A 16,488-nucleotide genomic window follows, 5' to 3' on the forward strand; every position below is an offset into this window, starting at 1 on the left:
TGCCCTAGAAAGAACCATTGATACCATCATCATAGGAAGAAATGTTGGTTGGAAAATGGAGGTCAAAATGAAAAAATCTGATAAGCAAACCTTCATCCAAATTCCGTATGCAACGTTCATTGAAATGATTCGATACAAGGCTGAACGTAATGGAATTCAAGTCATCGACCGCGAAGAAAGCTATACGTCCAAGTCTAGTTTCTTGGATCATGATCCAATCCCAACTTTCGGAGAGGAAAACCATCCAAATTTTAGTGGGTATCGAAGCAGCAGGGCTTTTTACAGGATAAAAGGGTCGAAAGTTCTCATTCATGCAGATGTAAACGGCGCCTTAAATATTGTTCGAAAATATGTAAAGGATGCCTTTGAAGGACTAGAAAGAAAACAGTTCCTTCAGGCCCCAAAGAAAATCAACATAATAAGAAATGCAAAGCTGAAGGCCTCAGCCCGATGTAGTAGCGGGACCTGTGGTAGCCCACGTAAAGACAATGCGGCTTTTAAAGCCTATTCTTTCGAAACCCCTAACTTTAGTTATGGGGATACTCATAATCCCACAGTTTAAGTGAAATTTATTCCTACGTTCATAAGAAATAAATAAGCCGAATATACATCCAACTAGTGTGGAAATTTTTAACTGGGGGGTCCAAGTATGAATGATGTCTTTGAGCGGACAGCAAGATTTGAACATCGTTTTTGGCTTCAAATTTTAGGCGATCATTCTAGGTTTATATATGAAGCACTAGCACCAGTTCAAACAGTGGAGATTGAACAGGCCTCCACTTTTATTCAAGCTTTTGATACTCTCCTTGAACAGGCAAAATCCAGCGATTTGATGCAGCTAACGGCCCAGGCTGAATCAGAGGTAATAAAATTACGGGAATTTAAATTTTCATTACTAAGAAAACACCTTATTGGCAAAATCAAAATTCACCTATCACCCACCTTTCTAAATCATATGGTAAATGAATTAGAAGAATATGTACGAATTATAAACCACTTAAAGGCGGGGCAGGTTCCACCTATTTATCATGAGCTTCATCATCATCTTTTGTGGTTACTAGATGCTGCCTTTCATTCAGAGGCGATTTCTTCCAATTTAGACGGTGTTGAAACGAAATTAAGAGAAAAAAGTAATGCATTTAAGAAGCATTTTGAAGATTTTTACTTAAAAGCAGTCGAACTAGCGGGATATTTACGAACCAATTTGACTGCATTTCCTGCTTTGTCGAAAATGAATGTAGACACCCAGTTAGAAATGAAGCTGTTTCAAAATTTTTTACATGAACTAGAAGAACTGGAACTAAGTCATCAAGCATTAGGAACATTTGCACCGTTAATGGCGGATCATATGTCACGTGAAGAATGTTACTATCTAATGAAGCTAGCAGAATCTGCGAATCTTGATCCACCAAACTGTGATCCTGCTAAACCAAGAATGAAGGAATGAAAAAGATAAATTTAGTTTAATTCAATAAGCAGAAAAATGGATATTCATTATTATAGAAAGGTGCAAGCCCTGGTTTAGCTTCCCTATTAATTTTTCAATAAAAAACGTCATCAAATATTCAACTTTTAAGTAAAATATTTGATGACTTCTATTTTAAGCTATATTAATTTGTTTCATGTTTTGAAATTCCGATTTGCGTAATACCGCTGAAAATTGTTAACAAGGGTGATAGTAAGCAGAAAAAGGCAAAAGGAACGTACTCTAACGTAGAGACACCTAGTACACCAGTAAGGAAGATACCTGAAACCCCCCAAGGAACTAACGGATTTATGACAGTTCCTGTATCCTCTAAAGCTCGTGCTAATGTTTTTTTATCAAATCCTAGCTTCTCGTACTGTCCTTCAAACGTTTTCCCTGTTAAAAGAATAGATAGGTATTGCTCACCTACAAAGAAGTTAATGCCGATTGCTGTGCATGCAGTGGCAACGATTAAGGAAGGTGCACCTTTTAATAGTCCTTCAATTGCTTTTAATAAAGATGGAATTATTCCTAGTAGGAAAAGTAATCCTCCCATCCCTAAAGCTAGAAGAACAAGTGATATGGAAAACATCATACTTTCAATTCCACCTCTTGAAAGCACAGAATTCAATTGTTCTACATTACTTTCCATCACGAATCCAGAAAATAATATATTCGACATTTTCGTAAACGTTAATGAACCGTCTGCAATGAACGCAATAATTACACTACTTACAATTCCAGCAGATAAAGTGGGTATAGCTGATACTTTTTTTAAAGCAAGAACTACTACAATAATAAATGGTATTAATGCTACCCAATTAATGTAACTATGCTCTTGTAAAGCTTTTAAGAAAATGGATATTTCTTCCGTTTTCCCACTACTTTCTGGCGATAAGAAGAAAAATATTATAGAAGTAATAATAAAGCCAGGTACCGTAGTCCATAACATATTTTTAATATGATCAAATAACGGAACACCTAGTGTCTCAGATGCTAGATTTGTCGTATCTGAAAGTGGTGACATCTTATCTCCTAGAAAGGCACCTGAAACTATTGCTCCTGCTGTTATTGCTAACGATGCATCCATTGCAGTTGCCATTCCAAGAAATGCAACACCGATTGTTGCAGATGTTGTGAAGGCACTTCCAATACATGTTCCCACTATAGAACACACGACAAATACTGAAAAATATAATGGTAAGCTTGAAAACCACTCAAAACCGTAGAACATCAACGTTGGAATCGTACCACTTGCCATCCAAGTACTTATTAACATTCCGATAAAGAAGAAAATATAAACTGCACCCAAACCAGTTGTAGCACCTTTCATTATTCCACTTTCCATATCAGATATTTTTACTTTTTTTATTATTCCATACACCATTAATAACATAATCGCAAATATCATTGGTAAATGAGGTGTTAAACCTAATAGAATAATACCACTGCTCACCATCCCTAAAATTGTGAGCATAACGATTGCTGCTTCCCATACTGGCAGCTTTAATTTTGCAGAGTGTAACATGTAAAAATCTCCCCCAATTTGTAATACTACGTTGTATATAGGAGAAAAGGATTGCACAATACAAAAAAGCCTCTTCTCCACATAGGGACGAAGATGCTTCGCGGTACCACCCTACTTGACAAGAATAAACTTGCCCACTCTTTATATCTGTTTTATCTAGGCAGGTGTACTTCACATTTGTGTATGCTCGGATTTTCAGCTACCATCCGATCTCTTCTCGCTGCATGAAACAAAGCTACTATTTTCTGCTAACAGATAGATTTTCTTTTTCGCTTAAACGCTTTTTGGCGCTAAAGCATATTGGTACTATACGAGAATAATAAATTCTTGTCAAGAATTTTTTAAAAAACTATCATGAGCCTCAACTCCCAACCCTACCATGGAAATAAATTTAGAGAACAAGCCGTAGTCACCTAATAAAGGCGGTGAGAGCAGTATCTTGGTATTTCAAACTTCCTCATAAAGCTACAATAGTTGCTCATATAAAATAAGTTAGTAAAAAAGTGTCGGCAAAATCCAACACTTTTTTTTGTGCGCCTGGCATGGGTGCAGTCTCTAGGTGCGGGGCGTGCCAAGCACCATTTACTATATATAATTTCTATTAAATATCCATTCTATTATACAGACCTGAAACAAGGAAAAATACTTATGGACTTTTGCCCACTTAGTCTTGTAATGCCAATGTACTTAAAAATTTCCCAATATTCAGTTTTAGTCCCCGCTTTTTCTCAGATTCATGTATGATTAAATGAAGGAAGAGCATGTTTCCTGCATGTCACTTTTATACATTTTTTCTTTAAAAATAAGAGGAGGATTGAAAATGGCAAAGCCATTTTATCGGATAAAATTAATGGTATGGATCAGCTGTATTATCTTGATTATTGGAGGTTCCATTGGGTGGACCATCTATACGTTATTTTCTTATCAACAGAAAAAAGAAATCCATTCTACGAGTAAATTATTAGTGGATAGAAGTATCTATCAGTTTAACGATTATCTAACTTCATTAGAAATGTTGTCCCTTAGACCGCTTGAAACTCCTTCTATTTTAAAATTCTTAAAGGAGCAATCCACCTCACTAGTTTATCCGTCAGCAACGGAACGGAATGAGATATGGAGTTTCCTCGGTTCCATGAAATGGAGTCAGCTATCGCTAAATAATGTTCATCTATACACAATTCGAGGCCTTCATCTAACAAGTACGGATTCGTTTCCAACAACAGAAAATAGAAAAGATTGGATGGTTGACAGCGACCTGAAGAAAGGAAGTGTAACCTTTCTTCCCCTACATAAAGAAGGCGATAAAAAAATGGTCTTTTCGCTCATCCGTCAATTACGGGACCCAGCTACCTTAAAACCACTTGGTTATGTGGTATTGGAAATTGACCCCAAGAGGTGTTCGAATCTCTTTCCTTTTTTTAATGAAAAGGATTCAATGGTAATCACAGATGAGGATGATCAAACCATTCTGTTGACCAATGAAAAAAGTTTGAATTCGCTTTCGTTTCAAAAGAAAGACCCGACAACTAACTTTTTTTACAACGTATATGTATCACTTGAATCCTATGATAAAACAGGGAGTCTTATGAAAAGAGGAATCGCCTTATTCACAATGGCATTGTTATTTATCGGGCTTCTATTTGCTTGGTTTATCACGCATCATTTATCGAGGCATGTTGTTTTACTCCAAAAGAGTATGAAAGAAATGGAAAAGGGACACTTTCAGCAGAAAATCCCCATTCATACTTCGGATGAACTCGGGTCTCTTGCTAGAGGAATGGAAAATATGGGACAAACCATCCAAAATCTAATTGAAGAGGGATATGAAAAAAGTTTGAGAGAAAAGGAAAGTGAACTTCGAGCCCTCCAGACTCAGATTCAGCCTCATTTTTTATACAATACACTGGAGCTCATTAATATGATGGCGATTACGAAAGGACAGTACGGTATATCAGATATTGTCAGTTCTCTCGGGACTTTATTTCGGCACGCCTTGCAAGGCGATACGCCGCTTATTTATTGGAAGAATGAAAAAAGTATGGCCGAAAGCTACTTGATGATTCAAAAAGCAAGACTAGGTGACAGTCTTTCCTATGAGATTCGCGAACAAGGAAACATTGAAAAAGCGTATGTCCCGAAATTTATTCTACAACCTTTACTAGAAAATAGTCTTCGGCACGGGATGGGTTCACACTCTATATTCGTTACTATCTCAATAAAAGAAGAAAAGGATACATACACTGTAAAAGTTATCGATAATGGAAAAGGGATGAATCCCAGTAAACTAGAAGAATTGAATGCACGTCTAGAGCGAGAATCCTATTCTACAAAAAGCATTTCTCTTTTGAACATCAAACGACGCCTTCACTTATTGTATGGTGAAAAAGCCATATTTAATATTGAAAGTTTACCAGGGAGTTATACGGTTATCACAATGACCATACCCAAGGAGGGAAAGAAATGACAACCATACTTATTGTGGAAGATGAACCAATTATCAGAGAAGGAATTACACATTTGGTAAAAATTACTGTTCCGGATGTTAGGATTTTGCTTGCGGCAAATGGGGAAGAAGCCCTCATCCTTTGCTACCAGGGATGGCCGGATCTTATCTTAACCGATGTCAGGATGCCCGTGATGGATGGAGTAGAGCTTACGAGAAAAATTCGTAAGTATAATCAACACGTTCCAGTTTTAGCAATCTCAGGTTTTCATGATTTCCCGCTTGTGCGCGAAGCTTTTGTTTCCGGCATTAGTGATTACGTAACCAAACCAATAAACCGTATCCAATTTGTATCGTTAATTCGAACCTATCTTCCGAAAGAAGAACGGATAGAAAAAAGGGATGATACGGGACTTGAAGCTATTTTTACTTACATAGAAGATCATTTGCATAGGGAATTAACACTTCAAGAGGTAGCTAATGCTGTTTATCTGCACCCTCAGTATATCTCACAACTGTTTCGTACCAAGACCGGACAAACGTTTAGCCAATTTCGAATGGAAAAAAGGATTAGCCGTGCAAAAGAATTGTTAAGAGGTAGCCAATTAAAAATTTACGAAGTTGCCTCATTATCTGGATTTCCAAACTTCAAACATTTTTGCCGGGTATTTAAGGAACATACAGGTCGGACCCCAAAGGAATTTCGTAAATGTCCCACTTAACTTCTTTATTACAGTAACCATTTCTTATCTATAAGGTATTTTTTAGAATAAGTGTGGAGTGGTACGATTAATGTACGAAAGGGGGAATAAAAAAATGAAGAAAAATTATCTACTGATGTTCCTTTTTATTAGTGTTTTAATGTTTTCTGTCGCATGTAATAAAGACACGAGTCAGACAAGCGGGAAAACGGATACGAAAGATAAAGGACCTGTCGATCTCACGTTCATGATTTGGGGAAATGATCAACATTTAGCCATGTATCAGGGTTTATTGGATGAATATATGAAAACGCATACAAATGTCCACGTTAAATTGCAAAGTGTTCCGTTTCCAGACTATCAGCAAAAAATCACTGTTTTGGCGGCTGGGAATCAATTACCAGATATAGGGTGGGTATCGGAACGGATGGTTCCTCAGTTTGAAGAGAATAATCTTTTAGAGGATGTAGCTTCGATTCAAAAAGACAAAGAATGGGATGTAAAAGACTTCATTCCAAGCACTTTGGAATTGTTCCAAAAAGACAACCAATTATTTGGTATTCCATTCTCAACACCCCCTACAGTCATGTTCTATAACGAGGACTTGTTCAAAAAAGTAGGGGAAAAAACTCCAAATGAATATGCTAAGGAAGACAAATGGACTTGGGAGCAATTTGAAAAATCCGCTAAAGCAATTAGTGGAAATGGCGTTTATGGAGCGAATCTATTCCGCGACTGGAAAACATGGGTTCCACTTATGAGCCGTACCTGGAGTTATGGAGGCAGCTTATTCAATAAAGATGTATCCAAATTCACTTTGAACTCGGGAGCTGGAGAAGATACGCTTGCGATGATCGATCGAATGATGTTCAAAGACAAATCCCACCCAAAAGCGGGTGAACAAATCGGTTTTGAAACTGGGAAAATAGGGATGTTTACGGATGTTTACAGTTATGTTGCCAGTGCCCGGGGAATTAAGGACTTCAAATGGGATATCGCGCCGATTCCAAGCGGACCAAAGGGGAGTATTCCGATGCTAGGACAAGCTGGTATTTCTGTCTTTAAAGGATCTAAACATCCAAATGAAGCAAAGGAACTCTTAAAATTCTTGACAACAAAAGAAGCGATTACACAATCATCCACCTATTTTGTGCCTCCTCGTGAATCTGTTCTTTCTTCCGATTCGTTTGCTAATCAGCCAAACAACCCATCGAAAGAAAGTATTGATCGCGCCGTTATTGAAGGTATGAAACATGCTCGTCTTCAAGTGGGTCATGTGAAATGGCAAGAAGTTGATAATGCTGTTTTATTTGGACTAGATGAACTATTCAGCCAACAGAAAACGCCAAAGGAAATTTTAAAGGAAGTACAGGAAAAAGTCGATCCGATATTAAAATAACAAAAAGAGCAAAAGCGGCGATAGCCGCTTTTGTCGTAAAGGGGGAAATACGTTGAAGAGATTAGGAGAATTGTTAAGTAAAAAACCTATGACTCTCATCATTAGTCTTGCCGAAAATGACCTGGATCTCGCAAATGCAGCCATTGAGGCAGGAGCGGATGCCATTAAGATTCACACCAATACCTATCACCGCGCCTCTGGGAACACGTTTGGGACAGCTGAATCCTATAATTCTTTTTTACAAGAACTCCGAAAACGGTTTAATGGTCCCATCGGGGTTGTCCCTGGGGACCACTTAGATAAAATCTCAAAAAGCGAGCTCCAACAACTAGAACATTATGGTTGTAGCTTCTATAGTATTTATGCTCACCATCATCCGTCCTGGATGATAGGGGAAGGAACATGGGATCGTACGTATGCAATATCACATTTGGATACACGGCTATTAGGAAGTCCTGCTGCGCTTGGATTCACAGCCTTGGAAGCCTCAATTATTCCCAGCGAGGAGTACGGCACACCGCTTCGTCTGGATGATTTACTGAACTATCAATTTCTTGTAAACAGCATTGACGTTCCTGTACTTGTTCCCTCCCAGCGAAAACTGATACCAAAGGACGTCCGTCCTCTTAACACGGTAGGAGTGAAGGGTGTATTATTGGGAGCCGTAGTGACAGAAGACAGACCAGAAACGATTTATGAAAAGGTATCGCAATTCCGCAAAGCAATCGATGAGTTAGGGTAGGTGCTGGCATGCATACCAAAAAAGACAAACTAACAGCTTATCTTTTTATCTCTCCGATGATGCTAGGATTTGTCCTTACGATGCTGGGACCTTTTCTTTATACACTTTATATGAGTTTTACCAACTGGCCTCTTCTTGGAAAAGCAAAGTGGGTGGGAGGAGAAAACTATGCCAAGCTTATAGACGATCCGAATTTTCGGGAAGTGGTGGGAAACACTTTCTGGTTCGCAAGTGGCCTTGTTCCTTTGAACATTATCATGGCTTTAGGACTTGCATTGCTTCTTTATAAACCACTTAAAGGAATCGGTTTTTTTAGAACAATTATTTTTATCCCCGTTATGACGAGCATCGTCGTATGGAGTATTCTGTGGCGCTATATGTTTGCGACAGATTCCGGTTTCATCAATGAAATGCTTTCTTGGTTTGGAATCCAAGGACCTGCTTGGCTCTACAATTCACATCTAGCCATGTGGGTTGTCATTGTCACAAGTGCCCTCAAAAATGTCGGGCTAAATACGGTGTTATTTATCGCTGCCCTTCAACAGGTACCAGCAAGCATGTATGAAGCAGCCGAGTTAGACGGCGCTAAGGGATTTAGGTTATTCCGTTCTATTACTCTCCCGATGATAAGTCCGACAGTCTTTTTAACAGTTATCTTGACGATCATAGGGAGTTTAAAAGTGTTTTCACAAGTGTATGTAATGACTGGCGGTGGACCAGGAAATGCTACTAAAGTTTTAGTCTATTATATTTGGGAACAAGGATTCAAATTATTCAATTTCGGTTATGCCTCCAGTATGGCGATGGTGCTCTTTTTAATCATCCTTGTTTTCACCGTTGTTCAATGGAGCATTCGAAAAAGGTGGGTTGTAAATGAAGAATAAGAGAAGGAGTGCGACGGTTTATATCATATTAACACTTGTTAGTTTGGTGATGATTCTCCCTTTATGGTGGATGATCAATACGAGCCTTAAAGACCCAACTAAGGTGTTTACCTTCCAGTTTATCCCTCACCCATTTAGATGGAAAAATTACCTGGATGTATTGGATACGACACCATTTCATCTCTTTTATTGGAACAGTATCTATATCGCTGTCCTAACGACACTAGGGGTCTTATTGTTTGCCTCACTAGCTGGGTATGCTTTTGCTAGGATGCAGTTTCCTGGTCGTAATATCCTATTTTTATGCTTATTGTCCACGATGATGATTCCAACAGAAATTATCACCATTCCCTTATTTCTTCTTATGAGGAACCTGGGACTTGTCGATACCCATGTACCATTAATTGTGATTCCGATGCTCGGACCAGCTGGTGTATTTGGGGTCTTCGTTATGAGGCAGTATTTCCTTGCTATTCCGTATGAATTAGAGGAAGCTGCCAAAATGGATGGTTGCTCTCATATTCGAATATTCTTTAGCATCATGTTACCCCTTGCAAAACCAGCATTAGCAACATTAACGATTTTTACCTTTTTAACAAGTTGGAACGAGTTTTATGAACCGCTTATCTACATTAATTCACAGGAACTAATGACTCTCCCGCTAGCCCTTGCACGGTTCACCGATGAAGTAGGGACACATTGGGAACGACTTATGAGTGCATCCGTCATGGCAACCGTACCATTACTGATCGTATTCTTTTTTGCCCAAAAGCAATTCATTGAAGGCATTTCGATGACAGGAGGGAAATAGGATGAAAAAAAATTATGATGTGGTCGTAGTGGGTGGAGGACCAGCTGGAATTAATGCAGCGCTGGCTTCTGCACGAATGGGGCAATCGACCCTGCTAATAGAGCGTTATGGTTTTTTAGGTGGTATGAGTACTGTGGCACTGGTTTACCCATGGATGACCTTTCATAACGACCATGGTCGCCAAGTGATTAAAGGAATAGCAGAAGAAATAGTCCGGAAATTGAAAAGTCGCGGTGCATCTCCCGGCCATTTGGAAGATACTGTAGGATTTGTCAAAACGGTTACACCCTATCATCCAGAACACTTTAAGCTCCTTGCAATGGAACTTTTGGAAGAAGCTCAGGCAGACGTTTTGTTACATAGCTTTGTTGACAGTGTATCAGTCAATGAGGGGATGATTTCTTCGGTAGATGTAGTAACCAAATCCGGGCACCTAACCATAAATGGCAAAGTATTCATTGATACGAGTGGAGATGCCGATGTTGCCTTTCTTTCGGGCACTCCTTGTGCGACTGGAAGAAAAGAAGATGGCAAAACACAACCCATGACTATGAAGTTCCGGATGCGGGGAATCAACCTTGAGAAGGTAAAAGAGGCGATAAAGAATGATCCCACAAATTTCTATCGAAAAACCCCCGTTAATCGTCTCGACGAAATCCCTTTGACGGGTGTTCAAGGATTTTATCGTGAATGGAAAAGTTCAGGTGTCCCCATAAACAGGGATCAAGTCCTTTTTTTTACAGGACCTGAAAAGGATGAAGTACTTGTAAACTGTACGAGGATTCAAGGACTTGATGCAACGAACCCAGAGGATTTGACGAAAGCAGAATTTCAAGGGCGGAAACAGGTGATGTTGATGGCAGACTTCCTTCGTAACTCAATCCCAGGGTTTGAAGAGGCATCGATCTCGAATGTAGGAACTCAAATCGGCATCCGTGAATCCCGAAGAATTGTCGGGGAGTATATCCTGCAAATGGAGGATGTGATCAATGGTACCTTGTTTTCTGACACAATAGCTGTCAGTGGGTATCCAATCGATATCCACGACCCAACGGGGAAGGGGGTACAAGAGGGAGCAATTGGAGGAGGAGGAGTGTACGGGATCCCTTATCGCTGTCTCTTACCGAAAAAAATCGAAAATTTGCTAGTTGCAGGACGTTGTATTTCAACTTCCCATGAAGCTTTGGCAACGACACGTCTAACCCCATCCTGTATGGCAACAGGCCAGGCAGCTGGGGTAGCGGCGGCAATAGCTATTCAAAAAGGGGTTACCCCAAGGAAGGTATCAACGTTGGATTTACAAAAAGAATTACGGACCCAAGATGTTGTACTCCAATAAAAATTGAAAGGATGGAAGAAAAATGAGAAAAGTGATGGTATTTTTATTGATGATCACCCTAGTCGTTCCATTTTTTTCACCTGGTGTTAAGGCTGATGTATCTGAAACCAAAACATTGATGGTCATTCCACTAGATGACCGACCTGTTAATTTATATGTACCAGAGCAAATAGCCGAAGCCTCAGGGATAAAGGTGATTTTTCCGCCTCGAGAGATGCTGGGCCGTTTCACCACACCTGGTGATACAAAAGAAATTGCCCAATGGATAAAAGAGAACGCAAAGAAAGTTGATGGATTTGTGGTCTCTACCAGTATGCTCGCTTATGGTGGGCTTGTAGCATCGAGAACAGGGGTGAAAAGTGCAGAGGAAGCAAAGGAGACTCTGAGTGTATTAAAAGAAATTCATAAGGAATATCCTAATAAATCGATGTTTGTGTATGATACCATCCAACGTCTCGCAGTAACTTCAACCAATGCTGAATCGGCAAAATACTATGACATGATACGGGAATGGGCCATCTTGTATGACCGTGTCCATAATTTTGATTATGTCGAGGGTAAAGTAAGACTTGAGGTGCTTGAAAAAACTATCCCAGCCCCTGTGTTAGAAGATTATAAAGTAGCAAGGAAACGAAACCACGAAATTAATCAGGAACTGATCACTTGGGTAAAAGAGGGTCTGATTCATTACTTAATCCTTGCTCAGGACGATGCAGCCCCCTATGGTGTTCACCGGATGGAGCGGGAAGAATTGCTCCAACAAATTAAGTCAGATGGTGTGGAAGATTGTGTGAATTTGTTCCCTGGTGCTGATGAAGTAGGAGCAGTCTTGGTGTCACGCTTTGCCGCGGAGGTATATAACGTTCATCCAAGTATCTTTGTCACCTATACTGGTATGCCAGGAAGTGAGTGGATCGCTGCATTTGAAGATACAACGTTTGACGTAAATGTAAATAAGCACATCATTGCCGCAGGGGGGACAGTGACGGATGACGTAAAGAAAGCAGACATCCATTTGCTCATAAATACACCTGCAACTAATGGAGGGGACCATTCAAGTGACATCAATCGTTTAGTGTCAATGGCGAAAAAGGACTTAAATCAAAAGCAAAACGTCATCATTGGCGATGTATTGTACGTGAATAAAGCAGACCGGGAACTCGTCACGAAATTAAGAAGCGATGTGAGTCTGCCTTCCCTATTATCCTACTCTGGGTGGAACACAGCAGGAAATGCTATCGGTCTTGCTCTTGGTCATGGTATTTCACGTTATTCCTTTATGCATCATCCGTTTGGATTTGGGGTTCCATTATACGAAAAAGCGGCAAAAGCAAACTATGAATATCTCTTATTCCGGTTTGCAAAAGATGATGGCTATAAAAATACCGTTTATCCTAATTCTATAGCTTATATCAAATCATTGGGTGCCGATGCCAACAATTTAGGTTCATATTATGACATAGTAAACTCTTATGTACAAAAGGAATTAACAAAAGAAGCACAAGAATGGTATCAAGCATTTGATAATAAGACTGTTGAGATTGGAAAACGAGGACAGCATACATTTACCAAGCGTATCACAGGATTACAGTCCGTTCATGTTCAGCTTCCATGGCCTCGTGTATTCGAATCTGAGTTGGAACCTGAACTAAATTTAAAATAAATCTATTTCAAAATATAGTAAGCTTTGTAACTTTTATATGTAAGAACACTAGTGAGAAATCATGAAAAACTGGAATAGTAATTTTTCGCTCTGGGTTGCGGGAGAAAGAAAATAAAGCAGAAACAGAGGAGGCTGTGTATCAGCCTCCTTTTTACATGTAGAGTGTCCTATTCACTGCTCAATATTGATTTAAATTATTTAAATGTTAAAACTTTGATAGGTAGCAGATTGACACATCAGTATTTAGTGATAAATGCCCTAAATAAATTCATTCAATGTCAAATATCCAGCCAACTCTTACGAAATATTTGCGTTTAGGCTTTATTTTTCGTCCTTCCTGAAACTTATTTGAAAATGAACACCACGACAGCCACTACGAGTAGAAGGTAGCGACCCTTAATGAACTTTACACATCTATTGCCCTTGAATGCCATTATGAACAGCAGGTAGATGTTAATCGACATTGTACTGACTTAAAAAATCCAAAGCAAAATATTTTGCTCATTGGTGTCCCGCTTATTTCAAGTTTAACTCGTGAACAGTTCACTTCTGTTTTAGCTCATGAGCTTGCACATATTTCTCATTCAGACACAGAGCTTAGTTCGATCATCTATCGTGTTCGAATGACGTGGGCACAGCTCATGACCTCACTGGAACAAAATGAACAGTTTGGAACGTTTTTATTTCGTAAATTTTTAAAATGGTATTATCCACGCTATTCAGCGTATACCTTCGTCATGGCTCGCCAGGAAGAATATGCAGCAGATGCGGCGGCTGCTAGAGTAACATCTCCAGAAGCTGTCCGAGATACTCTTTGTGCTATGTCTGTCAATAGTCCTTACTATTTTCGAAATTACATGGGGGATCTATTTGAGGAATGTTCCAAAACCAATGAGTTGCCAAAACCTTATTCAAGTTTTTTCAATAAGGCACAAGAACTGGATCAATCTATTGCTGTAGATTTTTTCACCGAAGAACTGGAAAGGAAAAGCAGTGTAACCGATACCCATCCATGTTTACTGGACCGGTTAAAAGCCATAGGAATGGAACCTGTTATGCCGAAGAACCAGGAATCTGCTATTGAATACTTCTTTGCTAATCCGAATTCTATCTTCCAGTTCTTTAATCAAGTGTGGCTAGAGAATAATGAAGAACGATGGAATGAACAGCAGGATTCCTTTCAAGAGGCCAAAGAAAGATTAGTAGAATTAGAAAATAGTGAAGTTCTTGATCTTCATGGTCATTATGAAAAAGCCATCTTAACGAGAGACCTAGTAGGGTCAGAGCCAGCTTCAGTATTGTTAGAAACCATCATTGACCAATATCCTGCAGAAAGAATTGCGCCAGCCTATCTTGCACTTGGAGATATCTATTTGCGTAAAGAAGCAACAGCCCATAGAGGGGAAGAACTAATCCGCAAGTCGATGGAATTAAACTGGGAGTGTAAAGAAGAAGCTTTAAACACTCTTTGTGAATACTTCTATTTCACTGGTCAATTGGAGGCTTTTGAAGAAACAAGAGCTAAGCTCGAAGCTTGGGAGATGATCTTAAAACAGTTTGAAGAAGAAAGCAGAATAATTAATGAAGACGATCATTTCGTTCCACACGATAAATCTGCTGAGGAATTAGCAACGGCTATTGAGGTCATTCGCTCTCACAGTGAAATTGTCGGAGCCTATCTTGTTAGAAAAGAGATAGAAGTAATTCCTGAGAGAAACCTTTATGTCTTAGGTTTAAAGGTCCATATACCAGATGATATGGACCAAGAGGAATATATTAACCAATTGGTGGAAAAATATTCAAATGAGTTATATACGTTCGACGACACGTATTTTAACATTCTTAATGGTTTTGAGGAGTTAGAGGAAGGGATTAAATCTGTAGCAGGTTCGTTCGTATTTAGTCAAACTGACCATCCAAAGAAACTTGTTACACCAGGTGTGTAGTATCGCATAATAGAAGACAGGTTCCATTCACACTTTGGAGGGTGCCTGTCTTCTTTACAATGCTCTACTTCTAAAATGGTTTAGCCAGCTTCAGCTACTGCTTAATAGATTTGTATATCGAAAGTGTGTAAGGTTTTATCAATAAGTTCAATAGGTTTTAAAGAAGTATCGCAACATGGGGGTTGAACCTTTGATGAAGTGGAGTTGAGTTTGTTTTAAGTGACATAATGAATTCATCAATCATAAAACGAGTAGTCAATTGGGCAACTCAGTTAATTTTCTTCCATTCAGTCTTCTTGTAGTAACTTCCAACCTATTAAAAGATGAAAAATGCTATGATTGTAGAGAGATTAGACTTTACACATACCAAGGAGAACCAGATGAAAAACAATAATGTTCTGTTTGACACCAATGAAATCGATCGAAAGACATTGCCGTATTATTATGACTATGGAAAAATTGTTTCTTCGCTTCAAGAGAAGCTTATTAATGAAGTGGGAATTGACTTTAAGATGTATTCTGATGAAGATACCTCGAATGAAATCTGGGATATCCTTGAGGAAGACTTGAAAGAGGAATCTCCTGAAGTTCAACTGATTTGTCATATTTATAAAGAAGGTGAGACAAAAACCATCTCATCCAACCATACCGATAAAGCTTTGGAGCTCATTGTCAAACCACGGATCACCAACGGTCTTTTTTATTATGCTAATTATGAAGTTGCTCTTGCAAAATTAATCATTTTTCAAAGTGACGGGGAAATGACGCGTGACTTCATTTTTGCCAAAAATGATGCTTGTATGGTTGCTTTTCTAAAATATGTTCTAAATAGGAAAAGAGATTATATTAAAAACTACGTAACTGTTTTTACGGATACAGAAGATGGGGTAGAAACAGAGATTGATAGTATTACTACTTTAGTTAGAAGAGAAGATGTCTTTTTAGAGGATTCTTTAAAGAGAGAGATTTATCGGTCGATTGACGAATTCTTCTCGGAAAGCGGTCAATTCTTCAAAATGTATGATATTCCCTACAAACGAGGTATTCTCCTCTATGGAAAACCTGGAAATGGAAAGACCACATTAGTGAAATCCATCGCCAGTAGCATTAATGCTCCGGTCGCCTATTGGCAGATTACTGAATTTACGTCAAGCTATACGATTAAAGAGGTATTTACGTCTGTTTTAAAATTGACTCCATTGGTCCTAGTCATTGAAGATATTGATTCAATGCCAGCAAGTGTCCGATCGGTCTTCCTGAATATCTTAGATGGTGCCACCTCAAAAGAAGGAATCTTCATCATCGGTACGACGAATTACCCTGAAAAAATAGATCCTGCACTAATGAACCGCTCTGGCCGGTTTGACCGAGCATATGAGATCCAAGTACCGACCAAGGATCTTCGATATCAGTATCTAATAAACAAAAATATTAATCGAATTCTTTCACTGGAAGAGATTCAGCAAGTAATTGATGCTACCAAGGATTTCTCTTATGCTCAGCTTAATGAACTGTACACATCTATTGCCCTTGAATGGCATTATGAACAGCAGGTAGATGTTACTCG

At 39.0% G+C, this 16,488-nt stretch carries 13 protein-coding genes; 12 read left to right on the plus strand and 1 reads right to left on the minus strand.

Annotation, left to right across the window (positions count from 1 at the left end):
* The coding region (locus RTR43_RS24300; RefSeq protein ID WP_312476326.1) for a zinc ribbon domain-containing protein at positions 1 to 562 on the plus strand (562 nt) is incomplete at its 5' end.
* Positions 563 to 649: 87 nt separating this feature from the next.
* Positions 650 to 1,447 (plus strand): DUF2935 domain-containing protein, encoded by a 798-nt coding sequence (locus RTR43_RS24305; RefSeq protein WP_312476328.1) that lies wholly within the window; start codon positions 650 to 652, stop codon positions 1,445 to 1,447.
* Between the two features lie 163 nt (positions 1,448 to 1,610).
* On the opposite strand, the gene nhaC is transcribed toward RTR43_RS24305, so the two are convergent.
* A complete protein-coding gene (gene nhaC / locus RTR43_RS24310; RefSeq protein ID WP_312476330.1) occupies positions 1,611 to 2,993 on the minus strand; it encodes a Na+/H+ antiporter NhaC in 1,383 nt (460 codons plus the stop codon).
* A gap of 820 nt (positions 2,994 to 3,813) precedes the next feature.
* Here nhaC and RTR43_RS24315 point away from each other — a divergent pair.
* From RTR43_RS24315 to RTR43_RS24360, 10 genes are all read left to right on the plus strand, one after another.
* Positions 3,814 to 5,457 carry a sensor histidine kinase gene (locus RTR43_RS24315; RefSeq protein WP_312476331.1) on the plus strand — a complete coding sequence of 548 codons (1,644 nt, stop codon included), beginning with the start codon at positions 3,814 to 3,816 and terminating at the stop codon, positions 5,455 to 5,457.
* On the plus strand, positions 5,454 to 6,158 hold the full coding sequence (locus RTR43_RS24320; protein ID WP_312476332.1) for a response regulator: 705 nt from the start codon (positions 5,454 to 5,456) through the stop codon (positions 6,156 to 6,158). The genes RTR43_RS24315 and RTR43_RS24320 overlap by 4 nt, the downstream gene beginning before the upstream one ends.
* Positions 6,159 to 6,252: 94 nt before the next feature.
* On the plus strand, positions 6,253 to 7,536 hold the full coding sequence (locus RTR43_RS24325; RefSeq protein WP_312476335.1) for an ABC transporter substrate-binding protein: 1,284 nt from the start codon (positions 6,253 to 6,255) through the stop codon (positions 7,534 to 7,536).
* Between the two features lie 52 nt (positions 7,537 to 7,588).
* The gene (locus RTR43_RS24330; RefSeq protein WP_312476337.1) at positions 7,589 to 8,278 is read left to right on the plus strand and encodes a hypothetical protein; all 690 of its coding nucleotides are present in this window, start codon (positions 7,589 to 7,591) and stop codon (positions 8,276 to 8,278) included.
* A gap of 8 nt (positions 8,279 to 8,286) precedes the next feature.
* A complete protein-coding gene (locus tag RTR43_RS24335; protein WP_312476339.1) occupies positions 8,287 to 9,162 on the plus strand; it encodes a carbohydrate ABC transporter permease in 876 nt (291 codons plus the stop codon).
* Positions 9,152 to 9,973, plus strand: coding sequence for a carbohydrate ABC transporter permease (locus RTR43_RS24340; protein WP_312476341.1), 822 nt, complete (start codon positions 9,152 to 9,154; stop codon positions 9,971 to 9,973). The genes RTR43_RS24335 and RTR43_RS24340 overlap by 11 nt, the downstream gene beginning before the upstream one ends.
* Before the next feature lies 1 nt (position 9,974).
* Positions 9,975 to 11,312, plus strand: coding sequence for an FAD-dependent oxidoreductase (locus RTR43_RS24345; protein WP_312476344.1), 1,338 nt, complete (start codon positions 9,975 to 9,977; stop codon positions 11,310 to 11,312).
* A gap of 22 nt (positions 11,313 to 11,334) precedes the next feature.
* Complete coding sequence (locus RTR43_RS24350; protein ID WP_312476346.1) at positions 11,335 to 12,975, plus strand: DUF4127 family protein; 1,641 nt, start codon at positions 11,335 to 11,337, stop codon at positions 12,973 to 12,975.
* A 497-nt stretch (positions 12,976 to 13,472) separates the two neighbouring features.
* Positions 13,473 to 14,921: a M48 family metalloprotease gene (locus RTR43_RS24355; protein WP_312476348.1), complete on the plus strand. Its 1,449-nt coding sequence runs from the start codon at positions 13,473 to 13,475 to the stop codon at positions 14,919 to 14,921.
* Between the two features lie 380 nt (positions 14,922 to 15,301).
* A partial coding sequence (locus RTR43_RS24360; RefSeq protein WP_312476350.1) for an ATP-binding protein occupies positions 15,302 to 16,488 on the plus strand: 1,187 nt, incomplete at its 3' end.

This window comes from Neobacillus sp., assembly GCF_031988165.1.
Lineage (GTDB): Bacteria > Bacillota > Bacilli > Bacillales > Cytobacillaceae > Neobacillus > Neobacillus rhizosphaerae.